Raw genomic sequence first — 22,650 nt, forward strand, 5'->3', positions numbered from 1 at the left:
GGCCCCCAGCCGATCCCGGCTGAGGGCCTCCCGCCACTGTGCCCCCGGCAGGATTCGAACCTGCGACACCCGCTTTAGGAGAGCGGTGCTCTATCCCCTGAGCTACGAAGGCGGGGCCCCGTGCGGGGCCCGGGGTCGCCGTGAAGGCGGCCCAGGCACAGCGTAGCGGATCAGGTACCGGCTGCGCGGGTCGGTTTCCCGCCGGGGCGGGTGACGGGCGCGGGGCGGGCGGCGCCGGTCTCAGGAGGCCGAGGAGGGTCCGCCGGTGCTCGTCGTTTCCGCCCCTTCTGGCTCTACTGTGCGACGTGACGTTGCGTTTCGTTGTGGACGCGTTGTGGATGCCTTTGGGGGAGAGCATGACCGCCTGCCGACCTGAGACCCCGCCGACGGACGCGGGGCTGGCTCCCGCTCCCGGCCTGCCGGGCATCTGGACCGCCGGGGCCGCCGACGGGGACCCGCTGGTCCTCGTCCACGGGACCCGGCTCTCCGCGCTGATGTGGGACCCCCACGCCCGCCGGCTGGCCTCCCGGTTCCGGATCACCGCCCCCGACCTGCCCGGCCACGGGACCCTGCGGGCCGGCGGCCCCTTCCGCCTCGCGGAGGCCGTCACGCGGGTCGGGCTGGCCGTGGAGGAGGCCGCGCGGGCCACCGGCCGCCGCCCCCTGGTGGTGGGGGCCTCGCTCGGCGGGTACGTCGCCCTCGCCTACGGGGCCGCGCACCCGGACGCCGTCAGCGGCCTCCTCGTCCAGGGGGCCACGGCCCGCACCGACGGGGCCACCGGCCTGCTGTACCGCGGCGCCGCCCGGGTGTTCGGGGCGCTCGGCCCGGACCGGGCCGGGCGCCTCAACGACCGGGCGTTCAGGCGTCGGCTCCCGGCGGAGAGCCACGCGGCCGTCATGCGGGGCGGCCTGGCGATGCCCGCCTTCGGCCAGGTCGTCGGCGAACTCGCCCGGTACGACTTCCTCGCCGTCGCGCGCCGCTGCCGGCTGCCCGTGCTCTTCGTCAACGGCCTCGGCGACCGCCTCTTCCGCACCGGGGAGCGGGAGTTCGCCGCCGCGGTGCGTTCCGGCGGCGGGCACGCCCGCCTGTTCCACGTCCGCGGCCCGCACATCATGTCGCTCACCGACCCGGCGGCCTTCACGCGGATCCTGGAGCGCGGGCACGCGCTCCTCGGACCCGACGCCCAAGATCACGCCGGTGGGGGCGCTCCCGCATAATCGGCTCAGGGGCAGTGGGCCGTACGCGAGGGGGAACCGTGACCGAGGCCGTCGAAGTGTTCGGGGAGAGCTTCCGGGAGGACCCGTACGCCGTGTACGCGCGGCTGCGTGCCGAGGGGTCCGTGCACCGGGTCGCGCTGCCCGACGGGGCGCCGGTGTGGCTCGTGACGCACGAGGCCGATGTGCGCGCGGGGCTGGCCGATGCCAGGTTCTCCGTCGACAAGCGGCACTCCCGCGGCGGCTTCAAGGGGTTCTCGCTGCCCCCGGCGCTCGACGCGAACCTCCTGAACGTCGGGCCCGAGGACCACCTGCGGCTGCGGCGCCTGGTCGCCCAGGGGTTCACGCCCCGTCACGTCGAGGGGATGCGCACGGCGATCCAGTCGGCGGTCGACGCCCTCACGGACCGGTTCGTCGCCCGGGTGGAGGCCGACGGGGCCGCCGACGTGGTCGCCGGGTTCGCCGCGCCGCTGCCGCTCAAGGTCATCGGGGACCTGCTGGCCGTGCCGGAGGACGAGTACGAGCGGTTCGCCGGATGGATCGCCACCATGCTCCTGCCCGGCAGCCACGAGGAGCTCGCCGGCGCGGTGCGCGCCGTCCACGGGTACCTGGTGGAGCTCGTCGCGGCGCGGCGCGCGGCGCCCGGTGAGGACGTCCTGTCGGGGCTGATCGCCGCCCGTGACGCCGGCGACCGGCTCAGCGAGGACGAGCTGGTCTCCCTCGCCTTCCTGATCCTGATGGCCGGCAGCGAGACGGTCCAGCACCTGATCGGCGGCGGCCTGTTCACCCTCCTGACGCACGAGGAGGAGCTGGCCGCGCTCCGGGAGTCTCCCGAGCTGCTGCCGGAGGCCGTCGAGGAGCTCTTCCGGTACGCGGTCCCCAACCAGACGGCCATCCGCCGCTTCCCGACCGAGCCGGTCGAGATCGGGGGCGTACGGATCCCCGCCGGCGACACCGTGATGTTCTCGCTCGCCTCCGCCCACCGCGACCCGGCCCGCTACCCCGAGCCGGACCGCTTCGACATCCGCCGCGCGGACAAGTCCCACCTGGCCCTGGGACACGGGGTCCACTACTGCCTCGGGGCGCCGCTGGCCCGTACGCAGGTCACCCTCGCCCTCGGGACCCTGCTGCGGCGGCTTCCCGGGCTGCGGCTCGCGGTCCCCGCGGACGAGCTGCGGTGGAGCACCACCTTCCGGTTCCGCGCGCTGCGCGCGCTGCCCGTCACCGCTTGAGCCGCCGGCCGGTCCCGCCCGGACGCGTCACACCCCCATCGGGGTGTGCAGCTCGACCGTGAGTTCCACCTCCACCGGTGCGTCCAGGGGCAGCACCGCCACCCCGACCGCGCTGCGCGCGTGGATGCCGGCCTCGCCGAAGGCGGTGCCCAGGAGTTCGCTCGCGCCGTTGACCACGCCCGGCTGGCCGGTGAAGTCCGGGGCGGAGGCCACGAACCCGACCACCTTGACCACCCGTTTCACGGCGGACAGGTCCCCGGCCACCGAGGCCACGGCGGCGAGCGCGTTCAGCGCGCACTGCCGGGCCAGCTCGGCGCCCTGCTCCGGGGTGACCTCGCCGCCCACCTTGCCGGTGCGCGGCAGCGCGCCGTCCACCATGGGCAGCTGGCCCGAGGTGTGGACGTAGTGGCCGCTCACCACCGCCGGGACGTACACGGCGACGGGCGGCGCGACCGGCGGCAGCTTCAGCCCGGCGGCCGCCAGGCGCTCTTCGGGTGTGGCGTTCATGGGGTCGGCTCCTTGTCAGGGGTCGGGGTTCAGGGGCGGGTCACACGGACCCGGAAGCCGCCGCCCGGGAGGGCGTCCACCACCGAGATGCCGATGCCCGCCTTCTCGTCGGTGAAGCTCTCGCCCGGGCGGAACGGCGCGTCCGACAGTTCGGCGTGCACGTTGGGCCGGCGCGTGCATCCGCCGCTGCCGCCCGCGCTGTCCGAGACCGTCACCGGCCCGCGCCCGGTGTCCACGTCCGAGTCCACCTTGTAGATCAGCACCCCGGGCTTGCAGACGGCCTCGTCGTTGCCGGCGCGCGTGCGGACCTCGATCGCGTAGCCGGCGCTCTCCGAGAGGGGGACGAAGGCCAGCTTCACGCCGCCGCCCTCCGCGGCCAGCGGGGTCAGCAGGTGCTCGCTGACGCCCGGCTTGGAGGCGCAGCTGATCTGGGACCCGTCGAGCCAGCCCAGCTTCCACTTGTGCCAGCCGAGGAGGTCGTTGTTGGCGCCCCAGTCCTCGCTCATGATGTCCCAGTGCCCGACCGTGCCGCCCCCGTCGGAGGTGTAGAGGTCGGGCAGCCCGAAGACGTGCCCGTTCTCGTGCGGCAGCACCCGGTAGCCGGTCTCCCGGTAGGAGCCCGAGCCGTCGTCCTGCCGGCTGTAGACGAAGGACGTGTTCGCGAGCGGCACCCCGTCGGCCATGGGGGCCTCCCCGTTGCCGGAGAAGGTGACCGACAGGACGGTGTCCAGGGCGGACGGTCCGGCGTTGGGGGTGACCAGGATGTTGATCAGGTCGTAGCGGCTGAAGTCCACCTCGCCGTCGGCGGCCCGCGCGATGTGCTCGACGAGCTGCCGGTAGCCCGGCTCGTAGGCGGAGCCGCGCTCGATCCCGTACGCGGCGAAGGGCATCGGCATCCGCAGCCAGTTCCGTATCGGGGCCTCGGCCCGGTAGGTGAGCTTGCCGTAGGAGCTGGTGCGGAACCATTCGGAGGTCTGGGGGAAGAACTCCGCCAGCCGGTCCATCGCCGAGCCCTCGCCCTTGGCGTCGGGGAAGTCGATCATCAGGTTGAGGGCGCGGACCTCGCCCGTCGAGCGGGAGTACCCCGGCGCGGTGGGCAGCCCCTCCGAGAGCTGGACGCCCATGGTCGCGGAGATCCGGCAGGGGGCCAGGACGGATTCGGCGGTGGAGGCCTTGGGTCCGGAGGTGGCGTGGCCGCGGCCGTGGATCCCGCCGCTGGCGGTGGCGGTGACGCCCAGGGCCAGCGCGGTGAGGCCGATGAACGCGCCGGTGCGGCAGGGTCTGCGTATCCGGTGGCGGGTCTGCGGCATGGAGATCGCCTTCGGGTGCGCGGCAGCCGGCCGGGTCCTGGCTGCTCTCTGTGCGCTCACCCTCCGTCGGCTGCGACACGCCCGCGCGTCGAAAGCGGCCAAACGGGATGAAACCGCAGGATCCGGGTGTGATGCGGGTCACACGGGAGAGTGAAATAACCGGGGACCGGTTCCCCGTTTGCAAGAAGGTCCGCACAAGCGGGGAACAACTCCCCGCTTCCGGACCCGCCGCCGGCCCGCCGGCCCGCGCGTCCGTCCGTACGAGTTCCAGCCCAGGGAGGCCCGGAATGCAGAGCGCCACCGCCACCGCCACCCGGGTGCCCAAGCCGCGCGCCGACGCGGTGCGCAACCGGGAGCGGATCCTGGGGGCGGCCCGCGAGATCTTCGTGGAGTTCGGCGCCGACGCCCCCCTCGACGAGATCGCCCGCCGGGCCGGCATCGGCAACGCCACCCTCTACCGGCACTTCCCCGACCGGGCCGACCTCGTCCACCACGTGGTGCTCTACGTGATGGACCGGGTCACCGCCCAGGCCGAGGACGCCCTCGCCGAGGAGCCGGACGCCTTCGCGGCGCTCTGCCGCTTCACGCACGCCGCCGCCGACGAGCGGATCGGCGCCCTGTGCCCGATGCTCCAGGACGGCTTCGACCACGACCACCCCGAACTCCTCGCCGCGCGCGACGCGTTGGGGGCGGCCGTGGACGCGCTGGTCACCGCCGGACAGGGCGCGGGCCTGCTGCGCGCCGACATCGGCACCGGTGACCTGATGCTCGCCCTGTCCCAGCTCGCCCGCCCCCTCCCGGGGACGGAGTGCGCGGCGGTGGGCGGCTTCGTCCACCGTCACCTTCAGCTCTTCCTCGACGGGCTCCGGGCCCCGGCCCGCTCCCAACTCCCCGGTACCGCCGTCACGTTGCAGGACCTCAGCCGGAAAACCATGTGACGCGGCGCCCCTCCTTCAGTAGCCTCGAAAACCGCCACTTTTCCTTTTAATTCATCTCTTTTCAGTCATTCCGTACAGTGAAGTGGGTACCCCCATGTCCAAAACAGCCGCGACCGCCCCGCCGGCTGCCGCTGCCGCCGACCCCAGCCGCTGGAAGGCCCTCGTCTTCATCGCGCTGGCGCAGCTGATGGTCGTCCTCGACGCGACCATCGTGAACATCGCCCTGCCCTCCGCCCAGACCGACCTCGGCATCTCCGACGGCAACCGCCAGTGGGTCATCACCGCCTACGCGCTGGCCTTCGGCGGACTCCTCCTCTTCGGCGGCCGCATCGCCGACAAGTGGGGCCGCAAGAACGCCTTCATCACCGGCCTCGCCGGCTTCGCCCTGGCCTCCGCGCTCGGCGGCGCCGCGAACGGCGAGGCGATGATGCTGGGCGCCCGCGCCCTCCAGGGCGCCTTCGGCGCACTGCTCGCCCCGGCCGCGCTCTCGCTGCTGGCGGTCACCTTCACCGACGCCAAGGAGCGCGCCAAGGCCTTCGGCATCTACGGCGCGATCGCGGGCGGCGGCGGCGCCGTCGGCCTGATCCTCGGCGGCTTCCTCACCGAGTACCTCAACTGGCGCTGGACGTTCTTCGTCAACATCCCCTTCGCCGTCGTCGCGGCCGCGGGTGCCTGGATGGTCATCCGCGAGCCGGCCGGCTCGCGCAACAGCGCCCGCCTCGACATCCCCGGCGTCGTCCTCTCGACCCTGGGCCTGGTCTCGCTGGTGTACGGCTTCACCCGCGCCGAGTCGGCCGGCTGGACGGACGGCGTCACCCTGGCGCTGTTCGTCGGCTCCGCCGTGCTGCTCGCCGCCTTCGTCGGCGTCGAGTCCAGGGTGAAGTCCCCGCTGCTGCCGCTGCGCGTCCTGCTGGAGCGCAACCGGGGCGGTGTCTACCTCTCGCTCGGCCTCGCCGTCATCGCGATGTTCGGCCTGTTCCTCTTCCTCACGTACTACCTCCAGGTCGTGAAGGGCTTCTCGCCCGTCAAGACCGGCTTCGCCTTCCTGCCGATGATCGCGGGCATGATCACGGGCTCCACCCAGATCGGCGCCCGCCTCATGACCCGGGTCGCGCCGCGGCTGCTGATGGGCCCGGGCTTCCTGCTCGCCGGCGTGGGCATGCTGCTGCTGACCCAGCTGGAGGTCGGCTCCTCCTACCCGGCGCTGATCCTGCCCGCGCAGCTGCTGCTGGGCCTCGGCATGGGCACCGCCTTCATGCCGGCCATGTCGCTGGCCACGTACGGGGTGAACCCGGCCGACGCCGGCGTCGCCTCGGCCATGGTCAACACCTCGCAGCAGGTCGGCGGCGCGATCGGCACCGCCCTGCTGAACACCATCGCCGCCTCGGCGACCACCGCGTACCTGACCGACCACGCGGCCGAGGCCGCGGCGGGCGGCGTCGCGGGCAGGCTGGTCCAGGCCCAGGCCATGGTGGAGGGCTACTCCTCGGCGATCTGGTGGGCGGTGGGCATCCTCGCGGCCAGCGCGGCCATCGCGTTCACCCTGATCAACACGGGCCGTCCGGGCCAGGGCGGCCCGGTGGCCTCCGGCTCCGGAGCGCAGTCCGAGGACGCCGCGATCCAGGTGCCGGTGATCGCCCACTGACGGGGGCACCGGCGTAGGGAATGACTGAAGACCCCGCTTCGTTCAAATTTGAACGAAGCGGGGTTAGTCTTTTCGGGTGAACCCGTACGCCCTCCCCGCGGACGACGTACGCCGCAGACGGCCCGACGGCCCGAGGAGCGCCCGATGACCACGCCACCCGCCCCCGCACCCGCCCGCATGCCGGCGCTGTACCTCAGCCACGGCGCGCCGCCGCTCGCCGACGACCCGCTGTGGCCGTCCGAGCTCGCCGCCTGGTCGGCGGGGCTGCCCCGGCCGCGCGCGATCCTGATGGTCTCCGCCCACTGGGAGGAGGCCCCCCTGGCCCTCGGGGCCACCGGGCCCGCCCCGCTCGTCTACGACTTCTGGGGCTTCCCCGAGCACTACTACCGGGTCCGCTACGACGCCCCCGGCGCCCCGGAGCTCGCCGCCTCGGTCCGCGCCCTGCTCAAGGCCCCCGGCACCCCGGTCCAGGACATCCCCGACCGCGGCCTGGACCACGGGGCGTACGTCCCCCTCGTCGAGATGTACCCGGACGCCGACATACCGGTCCTCCAGATCTCCCTGCCCACCCTGGACCCCGCCCGCCTGATGGACCTCGGCCGCAGGCTCGCCCCGCTGCGCGACGAGGGCGTCCTGATCGTCGGCAGCGGCTTCTTCACCCACAACCTGGCCGCCCTGCGGCACACCGGCCCCGGGGTGCCCGGCTGGTCGGCGGAGTTCGACGCCTGGGGCCGCGAGGCCCTGGCCGCCCACGACGTCGACGCCCTGCTCGACTTCGAGGCCAAGTCCCCGGCGGGCCGCCTGGCCCACCCCCGCACGGAGCACTTCGCCCCGCTCTTCGTCACCCTCGGCGCCGCCGGTTCCGACCTGGGCGCGCAGAGCACGCCGGTGGACGGGTTCTGGATGGGGCTGTCGAAGCGGTCGGTGCAGTTCGGCTAGGCGCTGTCCCGCGAGGCCCCGGTGGACGGGCGACGGGCAGGCAACCAGAACCCGGCGCCGGCCGTCTTGAGGGGTGAGGATGCAGCCCGCGGACACCGCTGGGGCGGACGCGCCGCGTGTGACGGCGGTCTCACCGGCGGCCCGGCCGCGTGGATCGCCCGGGCGTCTCCGTAGCCGGTCTGACCTGCACCTCTTCGGGTTCTCGCGGCCCGCCGGAACCGCCCTGCCGGGGCGGCGGCGGGGCAGGATACTGCAAGATCCCCGAAAAGAGGGAGGCCTGTGGGAATTCTGTCCCGATTCCAGTCGTTGTTTCCCTCGGAAGCGGGCACTCGGGAGAGTGTCCGTGGACGCACCGCGACCGTTCATCGCATCGCAAGGGAGCACCGCATGGCAACCCGCGCCGTCGCCCGTCGTCAGTCCACGAGCAGCGCCCGCGCCGCGGGCGGCGAGATCGTCGACCGCGACCTGGTCGGCATGTACCTGGACGAGATCGCGCGCACCCCGCTGCTCGACGCCGCCCGGGAAGTGGAGCTCTCACAGATCATCGAGGCGGGCGTCTACGCCCGGCAGATCCTCGACGGAGAGGTCGAGCGGGACGGGGAGACCCCGGCGCGCGAGGAACTGGAGGCCCTGGCCGCCGAGGGGGAGCGGGCCAAGGAGGTCTTCATCCGGTCCAACCTCCGCCTCGTCGTGGCCGTCGCCCGCCGCTACCCGCGCAGCGGGCTGCCGCTCCTCGACCTGATCCAGGAGGGCAACGCGGGCCTGGTCCGCGCCGTGGAGAAGTTCGACTACACCAAGGGCTTCAAGTTCTCCACGTACGCGACCTGGTGGATCCGCCAGGCCATCACCCGCTCCATCGCCGACCAGTCCCGCACCATCCGCCTCCCCGTCCACCTGGTGGAGGAGCTCGGCCGCATCCGCCGGATCCAGCGCGAGTTCAACCGTGAGAACGGCCGCGACCCGGAGCACGCGGAGATCGCCGCCGAGCTGGACACCACGGAGAAGCGCGTGGGCGACGTCCTGGACTGGGCGCGCGACCCGGTCAGCCTGAACATGTCCGTGGACGACGAGGGCGACACCCAGTTCGGCGACCTGCTGGAGGACACCGCCGCGATCTCCCCCGAGCAGTCCGTGCTCGCACTGCTGCGCAGCGAGGAGCTGGAGGACCTCCTCGGCAAGCTCGACCAGCGCACGGCGTCGATCATCAAGATGCGCTACGGCATCGAGGACGGCCGCGAGCGGACCCTGACGGAGGTCGGCAAGCAGCACGGGCTGACCCGCGAGCGGATCCGCCAGATCGAGAAGCACGCGCTGCTGGAGCTGAAGCGGATGGCCCGCGACACCGGCTTCGACGCCGTGGCCTGACGGCCCGGCCGAAGCCCCCGAGACGAGCCCCGGCACCCACCCCCCCCGGTGCCGGGGCTCCCCCCTACGCCGCCCCGCCTTCCGGCGCGGACGCCGCGCCGGCCAGGCGTTGCGCGAGCGTGGCCGCCGCGCGGGCGAGGAACGCCGGACCCCGCACCGTGAACTCCAGCCCGGTCAACGCCATCCGGGCGGCCAGCCACTCCGGCGCGTCCCCGCTGTCGAACCGCACCCGCGACCCCGCCCCCTCCGCCACCGCCCACTCCCGCAGCCACCCCGGCAGCTCCTGCGGCGACGCCGCGAAGGACACGTCCGCCGCATAGGTCTCCCCGCCCCGCAGCCCGCGCCGGACGAACTCCGCCGCCTCCATCGGCAGCGGCCGCGGCGCGAACCGCGCCCCCGTCGCGAAGGGCTCGCTCACCCGGTCCACCCGGAACGTGCGCCAGTCCCCCCGCTCCAGGTCGAAGGCCACCAGGTACCAGCGGCTGCCCGTGCTGACGAGCCGGTACGGCTCCACCAGCCGCCGCGAGTCCACCCCGTCCCGCGCCCGGTACGCGAACCGCAGCCGCTCCGGCCCCGCCACCGCCGAGGCCATCACCGTCAGCGTCCGCGGGTCCACGCTCGGCCCGTCGCCCCGGGTCACCGCCACCGTCGCGGACTGCAGCGCCCCCACCCGGCGGCGCAGCCGGGCCGGCAGCACCTGCTCCAGCTTCGCCAGAGCCCGCACGGAGGCCTCCTCGACCCCCTCGATCGCATGCCCGGCCCCCGCCCGCAGCCCCACCGCGATGGCCACCGCCTCCTCGTCGTCGAGCAGCAGCGGCGGCATCGCCGCGCCCGCGACCAGCCGGTACCCGCCGACCGCGCCCAGCGTGGCCTCCACCGGGTACCCCAGCTCCCGCAGCCGCTCGATGTCCCGCCGGATCGTGCGCGCGCTCACCCCGAGCCGCTCCGCCAGCTCGCTGCCCGGCCACTCGCGCGGGGTCTGGAGCAGGGACAGCAAGGTGAGCAGCCGGGCGGGGGTGTCGTTCATCCTTCAAGATTGCCAGGGAAATAGGACACACTGTGGCCTAGATGCCGTCTACGTTTCTCCCCATGAGCACCGAGACGCCCACAGCATCGCCCGAAAGAGAGAACGGGCCCATACGAGAAGAAGAAGGGACCCCGGCCGCGGCAGTCGCACCGGAGGCCTCCGCGGGGGCCGCCGAGGCCGCCGGCTCCCCGGCCGACCGACGCCGCTGGCTGGCACTGGCCATCGTGATGACCGCGTCCTTCATGGACCTGGTCGACGTCACGATCGTCAACATCGCGATACCCAGCATGCGCCAGGACTTCGGCGCCTCCACCAGCGCCATCCAGTGGATCACCGCCGGGTACGCGCTGGCCTTCGCCGCCGGCCTGATCACCGGCGGCCGTCTCGGTGACATCTTCGGCCGCAAGCGCCTCTTCCTCGTCGGCGTCGCCGGCTTCACGGCCGCCTCGCTGCTCTGCGGCATCGCGCCCGACCCGTCGATGCTCGTCGCCTCCCGCCTCCTCCAGGGCGCCATGGCGGCCATGATGGTCCCGCAGGTCCTCGCGATCATCCACGTCACCTTCCCGCCCCACGAGCGCGGCAAGGTCTTCGGCATGTTCGGCGCCATCGTCGGCCTCGGCGCGGTCTCCGGGCCGCTGCTCGGCGCGCTGCTCACGGAATGGGACCTCTTCGGCCTCGAATGGCGCACGATCTTCCTGATCAACCTGCCCGTCGGCATCGCCGCCGTGATCCTGGGCCGCAAGTTCATCTCCGAGTCCAAGGCCCCCAAGGCCCTGCGCCTCGACCTGGTCGGCGTCGTCCTCGCCACCCTCGCGCTGGTCCTGCTGATCTACCCGCTCACCCAGGGCCGGGAGAACGACTGGCCGCTGTGGGGCTTCCTCTGCATGATCGCGTCGCCGGTCGTCTTCGCCGCGTTCATCGTCTACGAGAAGTACAAGATCAAGAAGGACGGCTCCCCGCTGGTCGAGCTCTCCCTCTTCCAGGTCAAGAGCTTCGCCGGCGGCATCACGGTCCAGCTGGCCTTCGGCCTGGCCACCGGCATCTTCTTCCTGGTCTGGACGCTCTACATGCAGATGGGCCTCGGCTGGACCCCGCTGCACGCCGGCAGCACCGGCATCCCCTTCTCCATCGCCGTCTCCGTCGCCGCCGGCCTCTCCGTCGAGAAGCTCGTCCCGCGCTTCGGCCGCAAGGTGCTCCAGGCCGGCGCGCTGGTCATGGCGGCGGGCCTGCTCCTCTACATCTGGGAGTCCCAGCGCTACGGGATGGAGATCGCCTCCTGGCAGATGGCCGCCCCGCTGATCGTCATGGGCGTCGGCATGGGCCTGATCGTCGCCCCGCTCAACGACACCATCCTGTCCCAGGTGCCGCGCGAGCACGCCGGTTCGGCCTCCGGCCTGATCAACACCACCGGCCAGATGGGCAACGCCCTCGGCCTCGCCCTGACCTCCGTCGTCTTCTTCGGGTCGATCGAGGACGACCGGGTCCTCGGCGCGCCCTACGTCGAGGCCTTCCGGGGCGCGCTGTGGTGGGTCGTGGCGGTGCTCGTCGCGATCTTCGCGGTGATGTTCGTCCTGCCCCGCAAGCAGGTCCCGCTGTCGGAACGCGAGGGCGCCGTCGAGCAGGCCTGATCCTTCGGACGCACCCTCACGGACATGTCCGCCCCGATGGGCGGGCATGTCCGTTTTTCTCGGTACTACCGGACGCGCGTGCGCAGTTCCATCGCCCCGCGCGCGGTGGCCTCGTCCTCGTAGACCTCGCACATGTGCCGCCCGTCCGGCGTGGCCGTGTGCTCGACCTCCCACAGGCTGAGCTCGGTCCCGTCCAGCAGGACGAAGGCGTGCTCGTACAGGCTGAACCCGGCGTCCCGCCCGTCGGCCAGGGACTGCCGGCCGCCGAAGGCCTGGGTGATCTGGTGGGCGTACGCCGAACGCAGCAGCGCGGCCACCCGCTCCCCGGGGCGGTCGGTGTTCTCCGCGCGCCGCAGCACCCGGCGGGCGTGGTCGGCGGAGTCCTCCCGCGCGTACTCGCGGTGGCGCTCCCCGAGCTCCGGGGCGGCGAACAGGGCGCTCAGCAGCGCCAGCTCCTCCTCCGTCCCGTCCACCCCCCAGCCCAGGTCCCCGTCCGCCTCCCCGGCGCCCGGCCCGGGCCCCGGGTACGGGGCCGGCTCCGCGACGGCCTCGCCGAACAGCCGGGAGCCGGCCAGCATGAGCTCGTCGCGCCCGGCGAACACCTCGTACCGGGGGCCTCGGTCGCCCTTCAGCCGGTACGCCAGCTCCCACAGCGAGACCGTCTCGCCGTCGGAGAGCAGGTAGGTGTGCCGGTGGGTCTCCCGCCACAGCCCCGCCGACGGGCTGTGGTGCGTGGTGTAGAGGGAGGAGCTGTGGGCGAGCGCGGTGGCGAGGCGCTCGACCAACGCGTCGGGAAGGTCGAAGGAGTTGAGGGCGCGGCCCAGGAGTCGCTCGAGGTGCGCCTCGGTTGTCTCGTACGGATCGCTCAAGGTGGGCTCCAGGCCGTCGCAGCTTGTCACTTCGCGGAAGCACAACGTAGCCCCTGGCTCTGGCATCACGTCCGGGATTCGGTAAAACGTCCGGGAAGCATCAGGGGTTCCCGCCACACCTTCAGGTCAACTTGCCCGGGAATAGCCAGGGTTCGTCAGGGTTCGCGGTGGTGCGCGGGAGTATGGGCGGCATGGCAACGAACACAGTGGACGTCCCGCGCCAGCGGCGGCGCTCCAGTACCCGCTCCGGGGACGGACCCGACGCCCCCAGGTCCCTCGCCTGGCTGCTGGTGGCCACCGGGGCCGCCGGACTGCTGGCCTCCTGGGTGATCACCCTCGACAAGTTCCTCCTGCTGGAGGACCCGGACTTCAAACCCGCGTGCAGCCTCAACCCGGTCGTGTCCTGCGGCAGCGTCATGAAGAGCGCCCAGGCGGCCGTCTTCGGCTTCCCCAACCCGATGCTCGGGCTGGCGGCCTACGGGGTCGTCGTCTGCGTGGGCGCGGGGGTTCTCGCCGGGGCCCGCCACCACCGCTGGTTCTGGCTGGGACTGAACGCCGGCACGGCCTTCGGCACCGGCTTCTGCGCCTGGCTGATGGCCCAGTCGCTCTACGTGATCAACGCCCTGTGCCTGTGGTGCTGCCTGGCCTGGGTGGCGACGCTGCTGATGTTCTGGGCGGTCACGGCCCACAACGTCCGTACCGGCCGGCTGCCCGTGCCCGGTCCGCTGCGGGAGTTCTTCACCGACTTCGCCTGGGCCCCGCCCGCCCTGCACCTCGGGGTGATCGGGATGCTGGTCCTGACCCGGTGGTGGGACTTCTGGACGGGGTAGGGGCGGGGGCCGTACGCGTACGAGGGCCCCGGCGGCTGGACGCCGCCGGGGCCCTCGTCACTTCGCTCCACGGGCTGACGCGGCCCTAGACCAAAAGGGGTGGAGCTCGGTCAGCTGCCGGAGGAGACGTTGCCGGAGAGGACCGGGATGTTGTCCAGGATGTGCGAGAGCGGCTCGTCGCCCTTGGCCTGGGTGGAGTTCTCGGTGCACTGCTGGTTCTGCGGGTTGGACAGGACGTTGATGTCCTGGACACCGACGTTGAGCAGGGCGACCAGCGACTGGGCGTTGACCTTGACCGGCAGGCCGATGCAGGGCTTGTTCAGGGTGCCCTGGACCAGGCCGAGCTGGGGGCTCTGGTCGCCGGTGGTCTTCTGGTTGCCGTAGATCTGCTGGGCACCGTTGCCGTTGACGGTGTTGATCCCGTTGTCGTTGCCGATGGCCATGGCCGGGGCGGCTGCGGCGGCGCCGGCGCCGACGGCAACGGCGGAGACCGCGGCGGCGGTCATGATCTTCTTGAGCATCATTGATCCTTTTGTCGCACGAGTGCCCGCTAGTGGAGCGCCCTGATCAACAGTCCGCCGACCGGCATGGTTGCGCTGCTTCACTCAAACGGCCCGTCCGCGCCCGGGTTTTCCCCAGCGTGGGTGAGGCCCCTGCGGACACCTGCGCGAAGGCCGTACGCAGCCCCAGGCGCGCGTGGGGGCGTCCAAGATCCTGTTGCGCTCCGTGCGGGGTGTTCGCACGGTGGGTGAGTAAGTGGACTACTCCGGTCCGCTTATGCGCGACCACCTCGAAGGATTCCTCATGCACTCCACCAAGGCGTCCCGTCTCCGCGTCCTCGTCCCGTCGGCCCTCGCCGTCGTCATACTGTCCGGCGCGGCCGCCCCCGCGGGCGCCGCGGACGGCCAGGGCGCCGCCGCCGTCGAGAGGAAGGCGGCGGCCGTGCAGCAGCAGATCGAAAGGCTGGAGGAGGCGGCGGAGTCCTCGGAGCGGGTCGCGGCCGGTCCGATCGACGACCTCATCGCGGGGCTCTCCAAGACCCTGTCCGACCTCCTGGGCTCCCTCACCGGCCTGCTCGGCGGGATCAAGCTCCCACCGATCGAGGTGCCGAAGCTCCCCGAGATCAAACTGCCCGAGATCAAGCTGCCGGACCTGCCGGTCACCATCCCCAAGGTGCCGGACCTCCCGGCCGCCGTCCCCGGCGTCCCGGCCGCCCCGGCCGTCCCCGCCGTTCCGGCGGTGCCGGCGGTCCCGCCGGCGACCGGTGCGGCTCCCGCCGTCCCGGGCCTCGACCTGGACATCCCCGACATCCCCATCAGCCACTAGAAGACGGCCGCGGCGGACTCCAACGGGCCGGATGGTTACGACTATTGGGCTGAACAGGTCAGATCTGGCCCGTGGCCGTGTCCGTCTGGGATGGTGGACCGTTTCGCTCGGTGTGAGCCCCGGGACCGGGGCAGGACATCGAACGAGAAGGTGCACTCCCCATGAACTCTGCTGCCAAGAAGGCCGCCGTGGCCCTGGCCTCCGCTGGTCTCGCCGTGGCCGGTGCCGCCGGTGCCGCTTCCGCCGACGCCCAGGCCGAGGGCGCGGCCGTGGGCTCCCCGGGTGTCCTCTCGGGCAACCTGGTCCAGGTTCCGGTCCACGTCCCGGTCAACGTCTGCGGCAACTCCGTGAACATCATCGGTGCCCTGAACCCGGCGTTCGGCAACGTCTGCGTCAACGACTGACGTTCCGCGCAGTCGGCACCACGTGACCGTGGGCGCCACCGGCCTCGCCGGTGGCGCCCACGGCCGTGTCGGGGGCCGGATCAACGCGCCCCCGAACGGCGTCACTCGGACCGGCGTCACTTGCCGCCGTTGAGCTCCACTCCGCCGAGCAGCGGCGAGGCCTTGGTCGCCCCGTTCGCGAGGCCGAGGGCCGTGCCCGGGACGTCGTTGCGGATCTTGTTGACGCCCTGCGCCGTGTGGACCACCTTGCCGACCGTGTCGCCCTGCTCGGCCAGCGCGTTGCCCGCCGTTCGGGGGAGCGCCTCGGAGACGGGGTTCACGGCGTCCAGCACCTCGGTCAGTCCACCTGTCGCGCTCATGGGGGGCATCGCGGGGGCGTCGGCCGCGAAGGCGGGGGCCGTGGCGCCGAGGGCGGCGACCGAGCCGACGACGACGGCGGCGACCTGGGAGAGCTTCATTGTCGAAATCCTCTTCTTTTTCGTGGACCGAGGCGTCAGCGGCGACCGGCTCGCCGCTTTCGTCCTGGGTAACGATTCCCGGCCGCTCCGGAAACGCCGGCCGGGCGGGCGCACGGCAGCGGCCGGAGAATCCACGGGTGGATTCTCCGGCCGATATTTCTTCCGATTACCGGTATTCCCGTCAGGCGGCGCTCGACCTCCGGTAGAGGATCGCGCCGCCGAGGACCAGGGCCGAGGCGAGGGCCGCCATGGCCCCCAGCTCACCGGCACCGGTGGCCGCCAGCTGCGGCCCGGCGTGGGCCGGCGCGGGGGCGGGCGCGGGGAGCGTCACCGGGGGCGCGGCGGCGGGGGCGGGCGCCGGAGCGGGGGCGGGCGCCGGGGGCAGGTGTACCGGGAGGTCGCCGGCCGGGGCGGCAGGAGGCTGGTCGGCCGGGCGGACGACGTCCGGTACGGGTACGGGCGCCGGTACGGGCCGCTCCGGCTGGCTGCCGTGCGGCGGCCGGGGCGCCGGGATCTCCTGCGCGGGCGGCGCCGGAGCGGGGACCGGCGCGGGGGCGGGCTGCGCCTCGGGCGCCGGGGCGGGTGCGGGCTGCGGGACGGGGGCGGGGAGGGTGTGCGGCTGCTCCTCGACCGGCGCGGGGAGCGTCTCGGCGTGCTCCTGCGGCGGTACGGGGGCCTCGGCGGGCGGCGCCTGCGGCGCGGGCGCGGGGGCCGGGGCGGGGAGCGGCGCCGGGTGTTCCGCCGCGGGCGGCGCGGGCGCGGGGGCGGGCGCGGGCCGGGGCTGCGGCTTGGGCCGGGGGTGGTGCGGCGCGGGGGGCGCCGGGTGCGGGGCCGGGTGCTCCGCGTGGGGGGCGGGCGGGTGGTCGTCGCACTCCTCCTTCCCGCCGCGCGGGCCCCGGTCGTCCTCGTCCGGGCCGCCGTAGGCGTCCTCGTGGCGGCCGCCGCCGTGACGGGGCGCCTCGTGGCGGGGGGCTTCGGGGCGGGCCTCCTCGTGGCGGGGCGCCGCGTGCCGGGGGGGCTGCGCGCGGGGCGTCTCGCCGCCGCGCTCCCCGTATCCGCCCTCGTCCTCCCGCTGCGCGGGCAGCGCGTGCCGGCCGCCGCCCTGGCGCTCCTCCAGGTAGCGCTCGAAGGCCTCGGCGTTCTCGGGGCTCAGGTAGCGCTCGTAGTCGTGGTGGCCGGCGTCGGAGCCGGTCGAGGTGGCGCAGTTGTTCCCCATCGAGGGGTTGAGCGCCGCGCCCGCGTCCACGCTGTTGCCGCAGACGTTCGGCGAAAAGGTGATCGGTACCGAGACGCTGTTGCCGGACAGCACGCCCGGCGAATGCGCGGCCTCGGCCATCGCCCCGGGATGCGCGTAGGCCGCGCCGGTCGCGATCGACAGCAGACTCGAGGCGGCCGCAGCCGTGAGCACCCCCTTGCCCAGTACCTGTCGGCTCAGTACCTGTCGCATGGGTCCTTCCCTGTCTACCGGCGCGGGGGCCGGTCCTGAATCGAAGGTGGCCTCGGAGTGCACCGCCGTGCACTCCGAGGCCACCCGAGGAGGTCTGCCCTTGCGGGCACAGGCTTCGTCAGTTGTTGACGCAGGTGTTGCCGAACGCGGGGTTCAGCAGCGCGATCACGTTGACGGTGTTGCCGCACACGTTCACGGGGATGTGCACGGGGACCTGGACGACGTTCCCGGAGAGGACGCCGGGGGAGCCGACGGCCTTGCCGTCGGCGGTCGCGTCGGCCATGGCGGGGGAGGCGGCACCGGCGGCGACGAGGACGCCGGCGGCCATCACCACTGCCTTCTTGTACTTCATCTGAATTCGATCCTTCCCGCAGAGGTCTGTCCGCTGCATAGACAACAACGAGTGGGCCGGGGAAAAGAAACCGCGGAATCCGGGTATTTACGCGGGGTGTCGGAGAATTCACTCCGATGGTCCGGCGGTGTGTTCGGAGAATTCCGTCCGTGCTTTACGGGGGCTCACCGCGACCGGAATTACCCCCCCCCCCCCCCACACGCGGCGAGGCCGCCGCGACCCGGGGGGTGCGACGGCCTCGCGCGGTGCGGCCTCGGTCAGCTGCCGGAGGAGACGTTGCCGGAGAGGACCGGGATGTTGTCCAGGATGTGCGAGAGGGCCTCGTCGCCCTTGGCCTGGGTCGAGTTCTCGGTGCACTGCTGGTTCTGCGGGCTGGACAGGACCGGGATGTCCTGGACGCCGACGTTGATCAGGGCGAGGATCGACTGGGCGTTCACCTTGGCCGGCAGGGCGATGCAGGGCTTGTTGAACGAGCCCTGGATCAGCGCCATCTGCGGGCTCATGTTGCCGTAGGTGGCCTGGTTGCCGTAGATCTGCGCGGAGTTGTTGCCGTTCACGGTGTTGATGCCGTTGTCGTTGCCGATGGCCATCGCCTGCGGGGCCATGGCGGCGCCGAGGCCGACGGTGGAGGCGGCAACCGCTGCGCCGGCTACAAGCTTCTTGATCATTATCGTCCCTTTTTTGCACGATTGCCCGGTACTGGAGCATCCGGATCAACGGCCCGGCCGTGGCTCGGGTTGCGTCGCTTCACCCGGATGCCGCCGTTTCGGGCGGCGCGGTTGACGGTCAGGCGTTCACGCACTGGTTGCCGAAGGCGGGGTTCAGCAGGCCGATCAGCTGGGCGGTGACGCCGCAGACGTTGACCGGGACGTCGACGGGCACCTGGACGAGGTTGCCGCTCAGGACGCCGGGGGAGCCCGCGGCCAGGCCCTCGGCCGTCGCGCCGTCGCCGCCGTGTGCGGAGGCGAGGCCCGCGCCGCCCATCAGCAGCGCGGCGCCCGCGAGCGCCACCGTCGTGCCGCGCACCAGCCTCTTCTTCATCTCCGTATTCCTTTCGGTTCGAACTTCGAACAACGATGCAACCGCATAACGACGCGCCCGCTGCCGGGGTGCGTGCTATCGCCCGAAAGGCCGTACGAGCGAGTCCGACGTGATTTCCAGCCCGATTTCTGACAAAGTTCACTCCTGTTTTGTCCCCCTGATCGAAAATGGAGACAGGGTCATGGGCTCCTCCCGCAGAATCCTCGGCGCACTCGGCCTGCTGTCCTGCCTCACGCTTTCCGTCCAGACCCCTTCGGCGGGTGCCGCGGTGCCCACGGCGGCGCGCGAAATGCCCCGCATCTCCTTCACCCAGCGTTACCAGGCGGAGCTGCACGGAGGGCTCGTCCGGGCCTCGAACTCGGCGATCAGCTGCCGTCGCGAGGAGTCCCCGCAGGCCGAGCCGTGCGCGGAGGTCAAGAAGGGCGCGGCCGGGGTCAACGGCGACTTCGAGATGTTCTACGACGAGGTCGACAAGGACCCCGACACCTACAACTCCACCCGGGCCGAGCTCAAGGTCCCCCAGGGCGCGAAGGTGGCGTACGCCCGGCTGTACTGGGGCGGGAACCTGCGGGTGGGGGAGCAGAAGCCGCCGGAGGACAACGGCCGTGTACTGGTCGCCGAGCCCGGGGGCGCGTACAAGCCGGTGATCGCCGACACGGTGATCGGGCACCGCTCCGACGCGGGCAGCGACGCCTACCAGGCGTCGGCCGACGTCACCCCGCTGGTGCGCAAGGGGGGTGCGGGGATGTGGACTGTGGCCCAGCTCAACGTCGCCATGGGGCACTCGGAGGTGGGCGCCTGGGGCGGCTGGACGCTGGTGGTCGCGTACGAGCACCAGCGGGAGCCGCTGCGCCGGGTGGCGCTGTGGGACGGCTTCGAGTCGCTGGCCGCGGGGGCCGGCGGGGCCGCCTCCGACACGGTGCAGGTCGCGGGCCTGGATGCGCCGCCGGGGGCCGCGGGCAAGGCCGGGGTGGTCGCCTACGACGGGGACCGCGGCACCCTGGGGGACTCACTCACGGTGACGGCCGACAGCGGGCGCCGGATCAGCGTCAGCGACGCCGAGAACCCCTTCAACGACGTCATGAATTCCACGATCACCGAATTCGGACACCCCGCATTCGTGCGACAGCCTGAAAATATTAATAATCTCGGATATGACGCGGACGTGTTCGACCTGAGTCCCGCCCTGTCCGGTGGCGCCCGCAGCCTGAACTTCACGTTCACGGGCGAAAGTCAGGGTCAATTCCTCGGTGTGCTCTTCGTTCAGACAGACGCGCGCCGCTGAGCGCAGGAGACCGCTCCACGTGCCGAAACACCCCACGCCGGCCGGCTCCCCGGCCGCGCGGTCCTTCACCGTCCTCCACCTCGTCCAGCCCGTCGAGGGCGGCGTCGCACGGGTCGTCACCGACCTCGCCGCGGCCCAGTGCGCGGCCGGGCTGCGGGTCGTCGTCGCCTGCCCGGACGGCGGCGTCCTCGCCGACGACGCCCGCGCCGCCGGCGCCGAGGTGCGCACCTGGCGCGCCGGGCGCTCGCCCGGACCGGGGCTGCCCGCCGAGGTCCTCGGCGCCGCCCGGCTGATCCGCCACGTCCGCCCCGACCTGCTGCACGCCCACAGCGCCAAGGCCGGACTGGCCGGGCGGATGGCCGTACGGGGTTCCCTGCCGACGGTGTTCCAGCCCCACGCCTGGTCCTTCGACGCCGTCGGCGGCACCACCGCCGCGCTCGCGCTGCGCTGGGAGCGGGCCGGCGCCCGCTGGGCCGACCGGGTGCTCTGCGTCAGCGAGGCCGAACGCCGGGCCGGCGAGTCCGAGGGCATCACCGCCCGCTGGGCCGTGATCCGCAACGGCGTCGACCTCACCCGCTTCCACCCCGGCCACCCGGACCCCGCCCGCGACCGCGCCGAGGCCCGCGCCGCCCTCCCCCTGCCCGCCGCCTTCCGGGAGGCGGGGCCGCTCGCCGTCTGTGTGGGCCGGCTCTGCCCCCAGAAGGGCCAGGACGTCCTGCTGCGCGCCTGGCCGGAGGTGTCGGCCACCGTCCCCGGCGCCCGCCTCGCCCTCGTCGGCGACGGCCCCGACGCCGAACGGCTGGGCCGCGCCGCACCCCCCGGGGTCCACTTCGCCGGGGCCGCCGCCGACATCCGACCGTGGCTTCGGGCCGCCGATCTCGTTGTACTGCCGTCGCGGTGGGAAGGCATGGCGCTCGCCCCCCTCGAAGCCATGGCCTGTGGCCGACCGGTCCTGGTCTCCGACGTCAGCGGTGCGCGGGAGAGCCTGCCGTCCGGCCACGGACGGCTCTGCCTGGTACCTCCGGAGGACCCGACGGCGCTGGCCAAGGCCCTGGGACGGCTGCTCGCCGAACCGCGGCTGCTCACCGAACTCGGGGAGCAGGCCCAGCAGCACGCCCGGACCGAGTTCGACGTGCGGCGGACCACGGACGCGGTCACCGGCCTGTACCACGAACTGCTGGGCAGGCCCCGGCCCTTGAACCAGGAGCGCATCAGCCGATGACGATGGACAGCGCACCCGCCCGGCACACCGGGGGGCAGAGCGGCACGGGGCACGCGGGCGGCAGCGCCTTCGCCTCCGTGGTGCCGGCCGTCCCCCCCGCCGTGTCACCCGCCGCCGCACCGGCCGTGCCGCCCGCAGCCCCGCCCGCGGCGAACCGCCGCGCCGCGACCGCCATCCACCCGCCGCGCGGACCCCGGGCCGACCGGGCCCGGCCCGCCGTCCGCCCGGGCCGGGTCCGCCGGGACCGGGGGCCCGCCGCGCTCCGGGCCGCCGACGCGCTGGCCGTCGCCGTCACCGTCGCCGCCACCGTGACCGTCCTGCCCGGGCCGGCGCTCCCGCCCCAGGCCGCGGCGGCGGCCGCCGCCCTGCTCGTCGCCGTCAACACCGCCCTCCAGGCGGGCGGCGGCCTCTACCGGCCCCGCCTCGCGCCCTCCGCCCTCCTCGAACTGCCCGCCCTCGCCGGGCGGGCCGCCGCCCTGTGGTGCGGGGCCGCGGCCCTGCTCGCCGCCGCCGCGCCCGGGCGGTCCCTCGACTGGAACACCCTGCTCACCGCGGTCTGCCTGCACGTCGTGCTCGCCTGCGCCGGACGCGGGGCCGTCCACCGGGCGTGGCGCCGCTCCGCCGTGCGCCGGCCCGTCTCCACGCTGGTCGTCGGCCCCGGCGAGGGCGCCGGCGCCGTCGCGGCGGCCCTGCACGGACGCCCCGAGTACGGGCTGCGGCCCGTCGGGATCGCCGACACCACCGAGCCCGCCGACGGGGAGGGCGGCCCGCTGCCCGTACTCGCCACCCACGAGGACGTCCGGCGCGCCGTCATCCAGAACTCCGTGCGCTGCGCCGTCTTCACCCGCCCGCCCGAGGCCGACGAACGCACCGCCGCCCTGGTCCGCCTCTTCCACGACCACGGCTGCCGGCTCTGGCTGGCCGACCCCGCCGGCACCGCCAAGGTCACCGGCATGCGCCTCTCCCACCCCGCCGACCAGCTGTGGGGGTACGCCGTCCAGCCCCTGCTGCCCCGCCCCGCCCGGCCGCTGGAGCGGGCCGTCAAACGGGCCGTCGACTCCGCCCTCGCCGCCCTCGCCCTGCTCGCCGCCGCCCCCGTCATGGGCGCCTGCGCACTGGCCGTACGCCTCTCCGACGGCCCCGGGGTCATCTTCCGGCAGGAGCGGGTCGGGCTCTACGGACGCTCCTTCACCCTGCTGAAGTTCCGCACCCTGCGCGCCGACGAGCACGAGTCCGCCACCCGCTGGACCGTGGCCGGCGACCGCCGGATGAGCCCTGTCGGCTCCTTCCTGCGCAAGTCCTCGCTGGACGAGCTGCCGCAGCTGTGGAACGTGGTGCGAGGTGACATGAGCCTGGTCGGTCCGCGCCCCGAACGCCCCTTCTTCGTCGCCAAGTTCGCCGCCATCCACCCCGGCTACGAGGCCCGCCACCGGATGCCCGTCGGCATCACCGGACTCGCCCAGATCAACGGGCTGCGCGGCGACACCTCCATCGAGGACCGGGCCCGCTTCGACAACCACTACATCGACACCTGGTCGCTCTGGCAGGACCTGTGGATCCTGGCCCGCACCGCGGCCTCCTTCTTCCGCTTCCGGCTGGGCGGGAGCTGAG

The 22,650-nt window shown here is 73.4% G+C and carries 23 protein-coding genes and 1 tRNA gene; 13 read left to right on the plus strand and 11 right to left on the minus strand.

Translation table 11 applies throughout. The annotated features are described in order from the left end of the window. Window positions 1-39 precede the first annotated feature (39 nt). Window positions 40-112 (minus strand) — tRNA-Arg (locus tag ABT403_RS27550). Between the two features lie 244 nt (window positions 113-356). Between ABT403_RS27550 and ABT403_RS27555 the strand changes: the two genes are divergently transcribed. Both ABT403_RS27555 and ABT403_RS27560 read left to right on the plus strand, forming a co-directional pair. Continuing rightward, window positions 357-1,217: an alpha/beta fold hydrolase gene (locus ABT403_RS27555; RefSeq protein ID WP_344151154.1), complete on the plus strand. Its 861-nt coding sequence runs from the start codon at window positions 357-359 to the stop codon at window positions 1,215-1,217. Between the two features lie 38 nt (window positions 1,218-1,255). Next, window positions 1,256-2,446 carry a cytochrome P450 family protein gene (locus tag ABT403_RS27560; protein ID WP_344151157.1) on the plus strand — a complete coding sequence of 397 codons (1,191 nt, stop codon included), beginning with the start codon at window positions 1,256-1,258 and terminating at the stop codon, window positions 2,444-2,446. A gap of 27 nt (window positions 2,447-2,473) precedes the next feature. On the opposite strand, the gene ABT403_RS27565 is transcribed toward ABT403_RS27560, so the two are convergent. Then, on the minus strand, window positions 2,474-2,953 hold the full coding sequence (locus tag ABT403_RS27565; protein WP_344151160.1) for a RidA family protein: 480 nt from the start codon (window positions 2,951-2,953) through the stop codon (window positions 2,474-2,476). 29 nt (window positions 2,954-2,982) lie between these two features. Beyond that, window positions 2,983-4,263 (minus strand): M6 family metalloprotease domain-containing protein, encoded by a 1,281-nt coding sequence (locus ABT403_RS27570; RefSeq protein ID WP_344151163.1) that lies wholly within the window; start codon window positions 4,261-4,263, stop codon window positions 2,983-2,985. Window positions 4,264-4,550: 287 nt separating this feature from the next. Here ABT403_RS27570 and ABT403_RS27575 point away from each other — a divergent pair, with 287 nt between their 5' ends. From ABT403_RS27575 to ABT403_RS27590, 4 genes are all read left to right on the plus strand, one after another. Beyond that, window positions 4,551-5,201, plus strand: coding sequence for a TetR/AcrR family transcriptional regulator (locus ABT403_RS27575; RefSeq protein ID WP_344151166.1), 651 nt, complete (start codon window positions 4,551-4,553; stop codon window positions 5,199-5,201). A 94-nt stretch (window positions 5,202-5,295) separates the two neighbouring features. Beyond that, window positions 5,296-6,846: an MFS transporter gene (locus tag ABT403_RS27580; protein WP_344151169.1), complete on the plus strand. Its 1,551-nt coding sequence runs from the start codon at window positions 5,296-5,298 to the stop codon at window positions 6,844-6,846. Between the two features lie 144 nt (window positions 6,847-6,990). Continuing rightward, window positions 6,991-7,785, plus strand: coding sequence for a dioxygenase family protein (locus tag ABT403_RS27585; RefSeq protein WP_344151172.1), 795 nt, complete (start codon window positions 6,991-6,993; stop codon window positions 7,783-7,785). A gap of 387 nt (window positions 7,786-8,172) precedes the next feature. Further along, the gene (locus ABT403_RS27590) at window positions 8,173-9,150 is read left to right on the plus strand and encodes a sigma-70 family RNA polymerase sigma factor (RefSeq protein ID WP_344151175.1); all 978 of its coding nucleotides are present in this window, start codon (window positions 8,173-8,175) and stop codon (window positions 9,148-9,150) included. A 64-nt stretch (window positions 9,151-9,214) separates the two neighbouring features. Here ABT403_RS27590 and ABT403_RS27595 read toward each other — a convergent pair whose 3' ends face one another. Further along, window positions 9,215-10,177 carry a helix-turn-helix transcriptional regulator gene (locus tag ABT403_RS27595; RefSeq protein WP_344151178.1) on the minus strand — a complete coding sequence of 321 codons (963 nt, stop codon included), beginning with the start codon at window positions 10,175-10,177 and terminating at the stop codon, window positions 9,215-9,217. Window positions 10,178-10,239: 62 nt separating this feature from the next. Here ABT403_RS27595 and ABT403_RS27600 point away from each other — a divergent pair, with 62 nt between their 5' ends. After that, entirely contained in the window at window positions 10,240-11,805 is a 1,566-nt protein-coding gene (locus ABT403_RS27600) for an MFS transporter (protein WP_344151181.1), read from the plus strand. A gap of 65 nt (window positions 11,806-11,870) precedes the next feature. Here ABT403_RS27600 and ABT403_RS27605 read toward each other — a convergent pair whose 3' ends face one another. Continuing rightward, window positions 11,871-12,674: a DUF6227 family protein gene (locus ABT403_RS27605; RefSeq protein WP_344151184.1), complete on the minus strand. Its 804-nt coding sequence runs from the start codon at window positions 12,672-12,674 to the stop codon at window positions 11,871-11,873. Between the two features lie 191 nt (window positions 12,675-12,865). Between ABT403_RS27605 and ABT403_RS27610 the strand changes: the two genes are divergently transcribed. Beyond that, window positions 12,866-13,504 carry a vitamin K epoxide reductase family protein gene (locus ABT403_RS27610; RefSeq protein WP_344151187.1) on the plus strand — a complete coding sequence of 213 codons (639 nt, stop codon included), beginning with the start codon at window positions 12,866-12,868 and terminating at the stop codon, window positions 13,502-13,504. A 110-nt stretch (window positions 13,505-13,614) separates the two neighbouring features. On the opposite strand, the gene ABT403_RS27615 is transcribed toward ABT403_RS27610, so the two are convergent. Next, complete coding sequence (locus ABT403_RS27615) at window positions 13,615-14,025, minus strand: rodlin (protein WP_344151190.1); 411 nt, start codon at window positions 14,023-14,025, stop codon at window positions 13,615-13,617. A 283-nt stretch (window positions 14,026-14,308) separates the two neighbouring features. On the opposite strand from ABT403_RS27615, the gene ABT403_RS27620 reads away from it, so the two are divergent. Further along, a complete protein-coding gene (locus ABT403_RS27620; RefSeq protein ID WP_344151193.1) occupies window positions 14,309-14,830 on the plus strand; it encodes a hypothetical protein in 522 nt (173 codons plus the stop codon). Between the two features lie 161 nt (window positions 14,831-14,991). Then, entirely contained in the window at window positions 14,992-15,234 is a 243-nt protein-coding gene (locus ABT403_RS27625) for a chaplin (RefSeq protein ID WP_344151196.1), read from the plus strand. A gap of 116 nt (window positions 15,235-15,350) precedes the next feature. On the opposite strand, the gene ABT403_RS27630 is transcribed toward ABT403_RS27625, so the two are convergent. From ABT403_RS27630 to ABT403_RS27650, 5 genes are all read right to left on the minus strand, one after another. Then, the gene (locus tag ABT403_RS27630) at window positions 15,351-15,692 is read right to left on the minus strand and encodes a hypothetical protein (protein ID WP_344151199.1); all 342 of its coding nucleotides are present in this window, start codon (window positions 15,690-15,692) and stop codon (window positions 15,351-15,353) included. Window positions 15,693-15,873: 181 nt separating this feature from the next. Then, on the minus strand, window positions 15,874-17,139 hold the full coding sequence (locus tag ABT403_RS27635) for a chaplin (RefSeq protein ID WP_344151202.1): 1,266 nt from the start codon (window positions 17,137-17,139) through the stop codon (window positions 15,874-15,876). A 118-nt stretch (window positions 17,140-17,257) separates the two neighbouring features. Beyond that, window positions 17,258-17,491 carry a chaplin gene (locus ABT403_RS27640; RefSeq protein WP_344151205.1) on the minus strand — a complete coding sequence of 78 codons (234 nt, stop codon included), beginning with the start codon at window positions 17,489-17,491 and terminating at the stop codon, window positions 17,258-17,260. Window positions 17,492-17,748: 257 nt separating this feature from the next. After that, window positions 17,749-18,159: a rodlin gene (locus ABT403_RS27645; protein WP_344151208.1), complete on the minus strand. Its 411-nt coding sequence runs from the start codon at window positions 18,157-18,159 to the stop codon at window positions 17,749-17,751. 118 nt (window positions 18,160-18,277) lie between these two features. Continuing rightward, on the minus strand, window positions 18,278-18,532 hold the full coding sequence (locus ABT403_RS27650) for a chaplin (protein ID WP_344151211.1): 255 nt from the start codon (window positions 18,530-18,532) through the stop codon (window positions 18,278-18,280). Between the two features lie 181 nt (window positions 18,533-18,713). On the opposite strand from ABT403_RS27650, the gene ABT403_RS27655 reads away from it, so the two are divergent. The 3 genes from ABT403_RS27655 to ABT403_RS27665 are packed head-to-tail and all read left to right on the plus strand — an operon-like array spanning window position 18,714 to window position 22,649. Then, the gene (locus tag ABT403_RS27655) at window positions 18,714-19,817 is read left to right on the plus strand and encodes a DUF3344 domain-containing protein (protein WP_425580101.1); all 1,104 of its coding nucleotides are present in this window, start codon (window positions 18,714-18,716) and stop codon (window positions 19,815-19,817) included. A gap of 19 nt (window positions 19,818-19,836) precedes the next feature. Next, a complete protein-coding gene (locus ABT403_RS27660) occupies window positions 19,837-21,039 on the plus strand; it encodes a glycosyltransferase family 4 protein (RefSeq protein ID WP_344151217.1) in 1,203 nt (400 codons plus the stop codon). Between the two features lie 2 nt (window positions 21,040-21,041). Further along, window positions 21,042-22,649, plus strand: a complete 1,608-nt coding sequence (locus ABT403_RS27665; protein ID WP_344151400.1) for an exopolysaccharide biosynthesis polyprenyl glycosylphosphotransferase — start codon at window positions 21,042-21,044, stop codon at window positions 22,647-22,649. The last annotated feature ends 1 nt before the right edge of the window (window position 22,650 follow it).

Source organism: Streptomyces sp. NPDC000075, from assembly GCF_040301925.1.
GTDB classification, from domain to species: domain Bacteria; phylum Actinomycetota; class Actinomycetes; order Streptomycetales; family Streptomycetaceae; genus Streptomyces; species Streptomyces polychromogenes.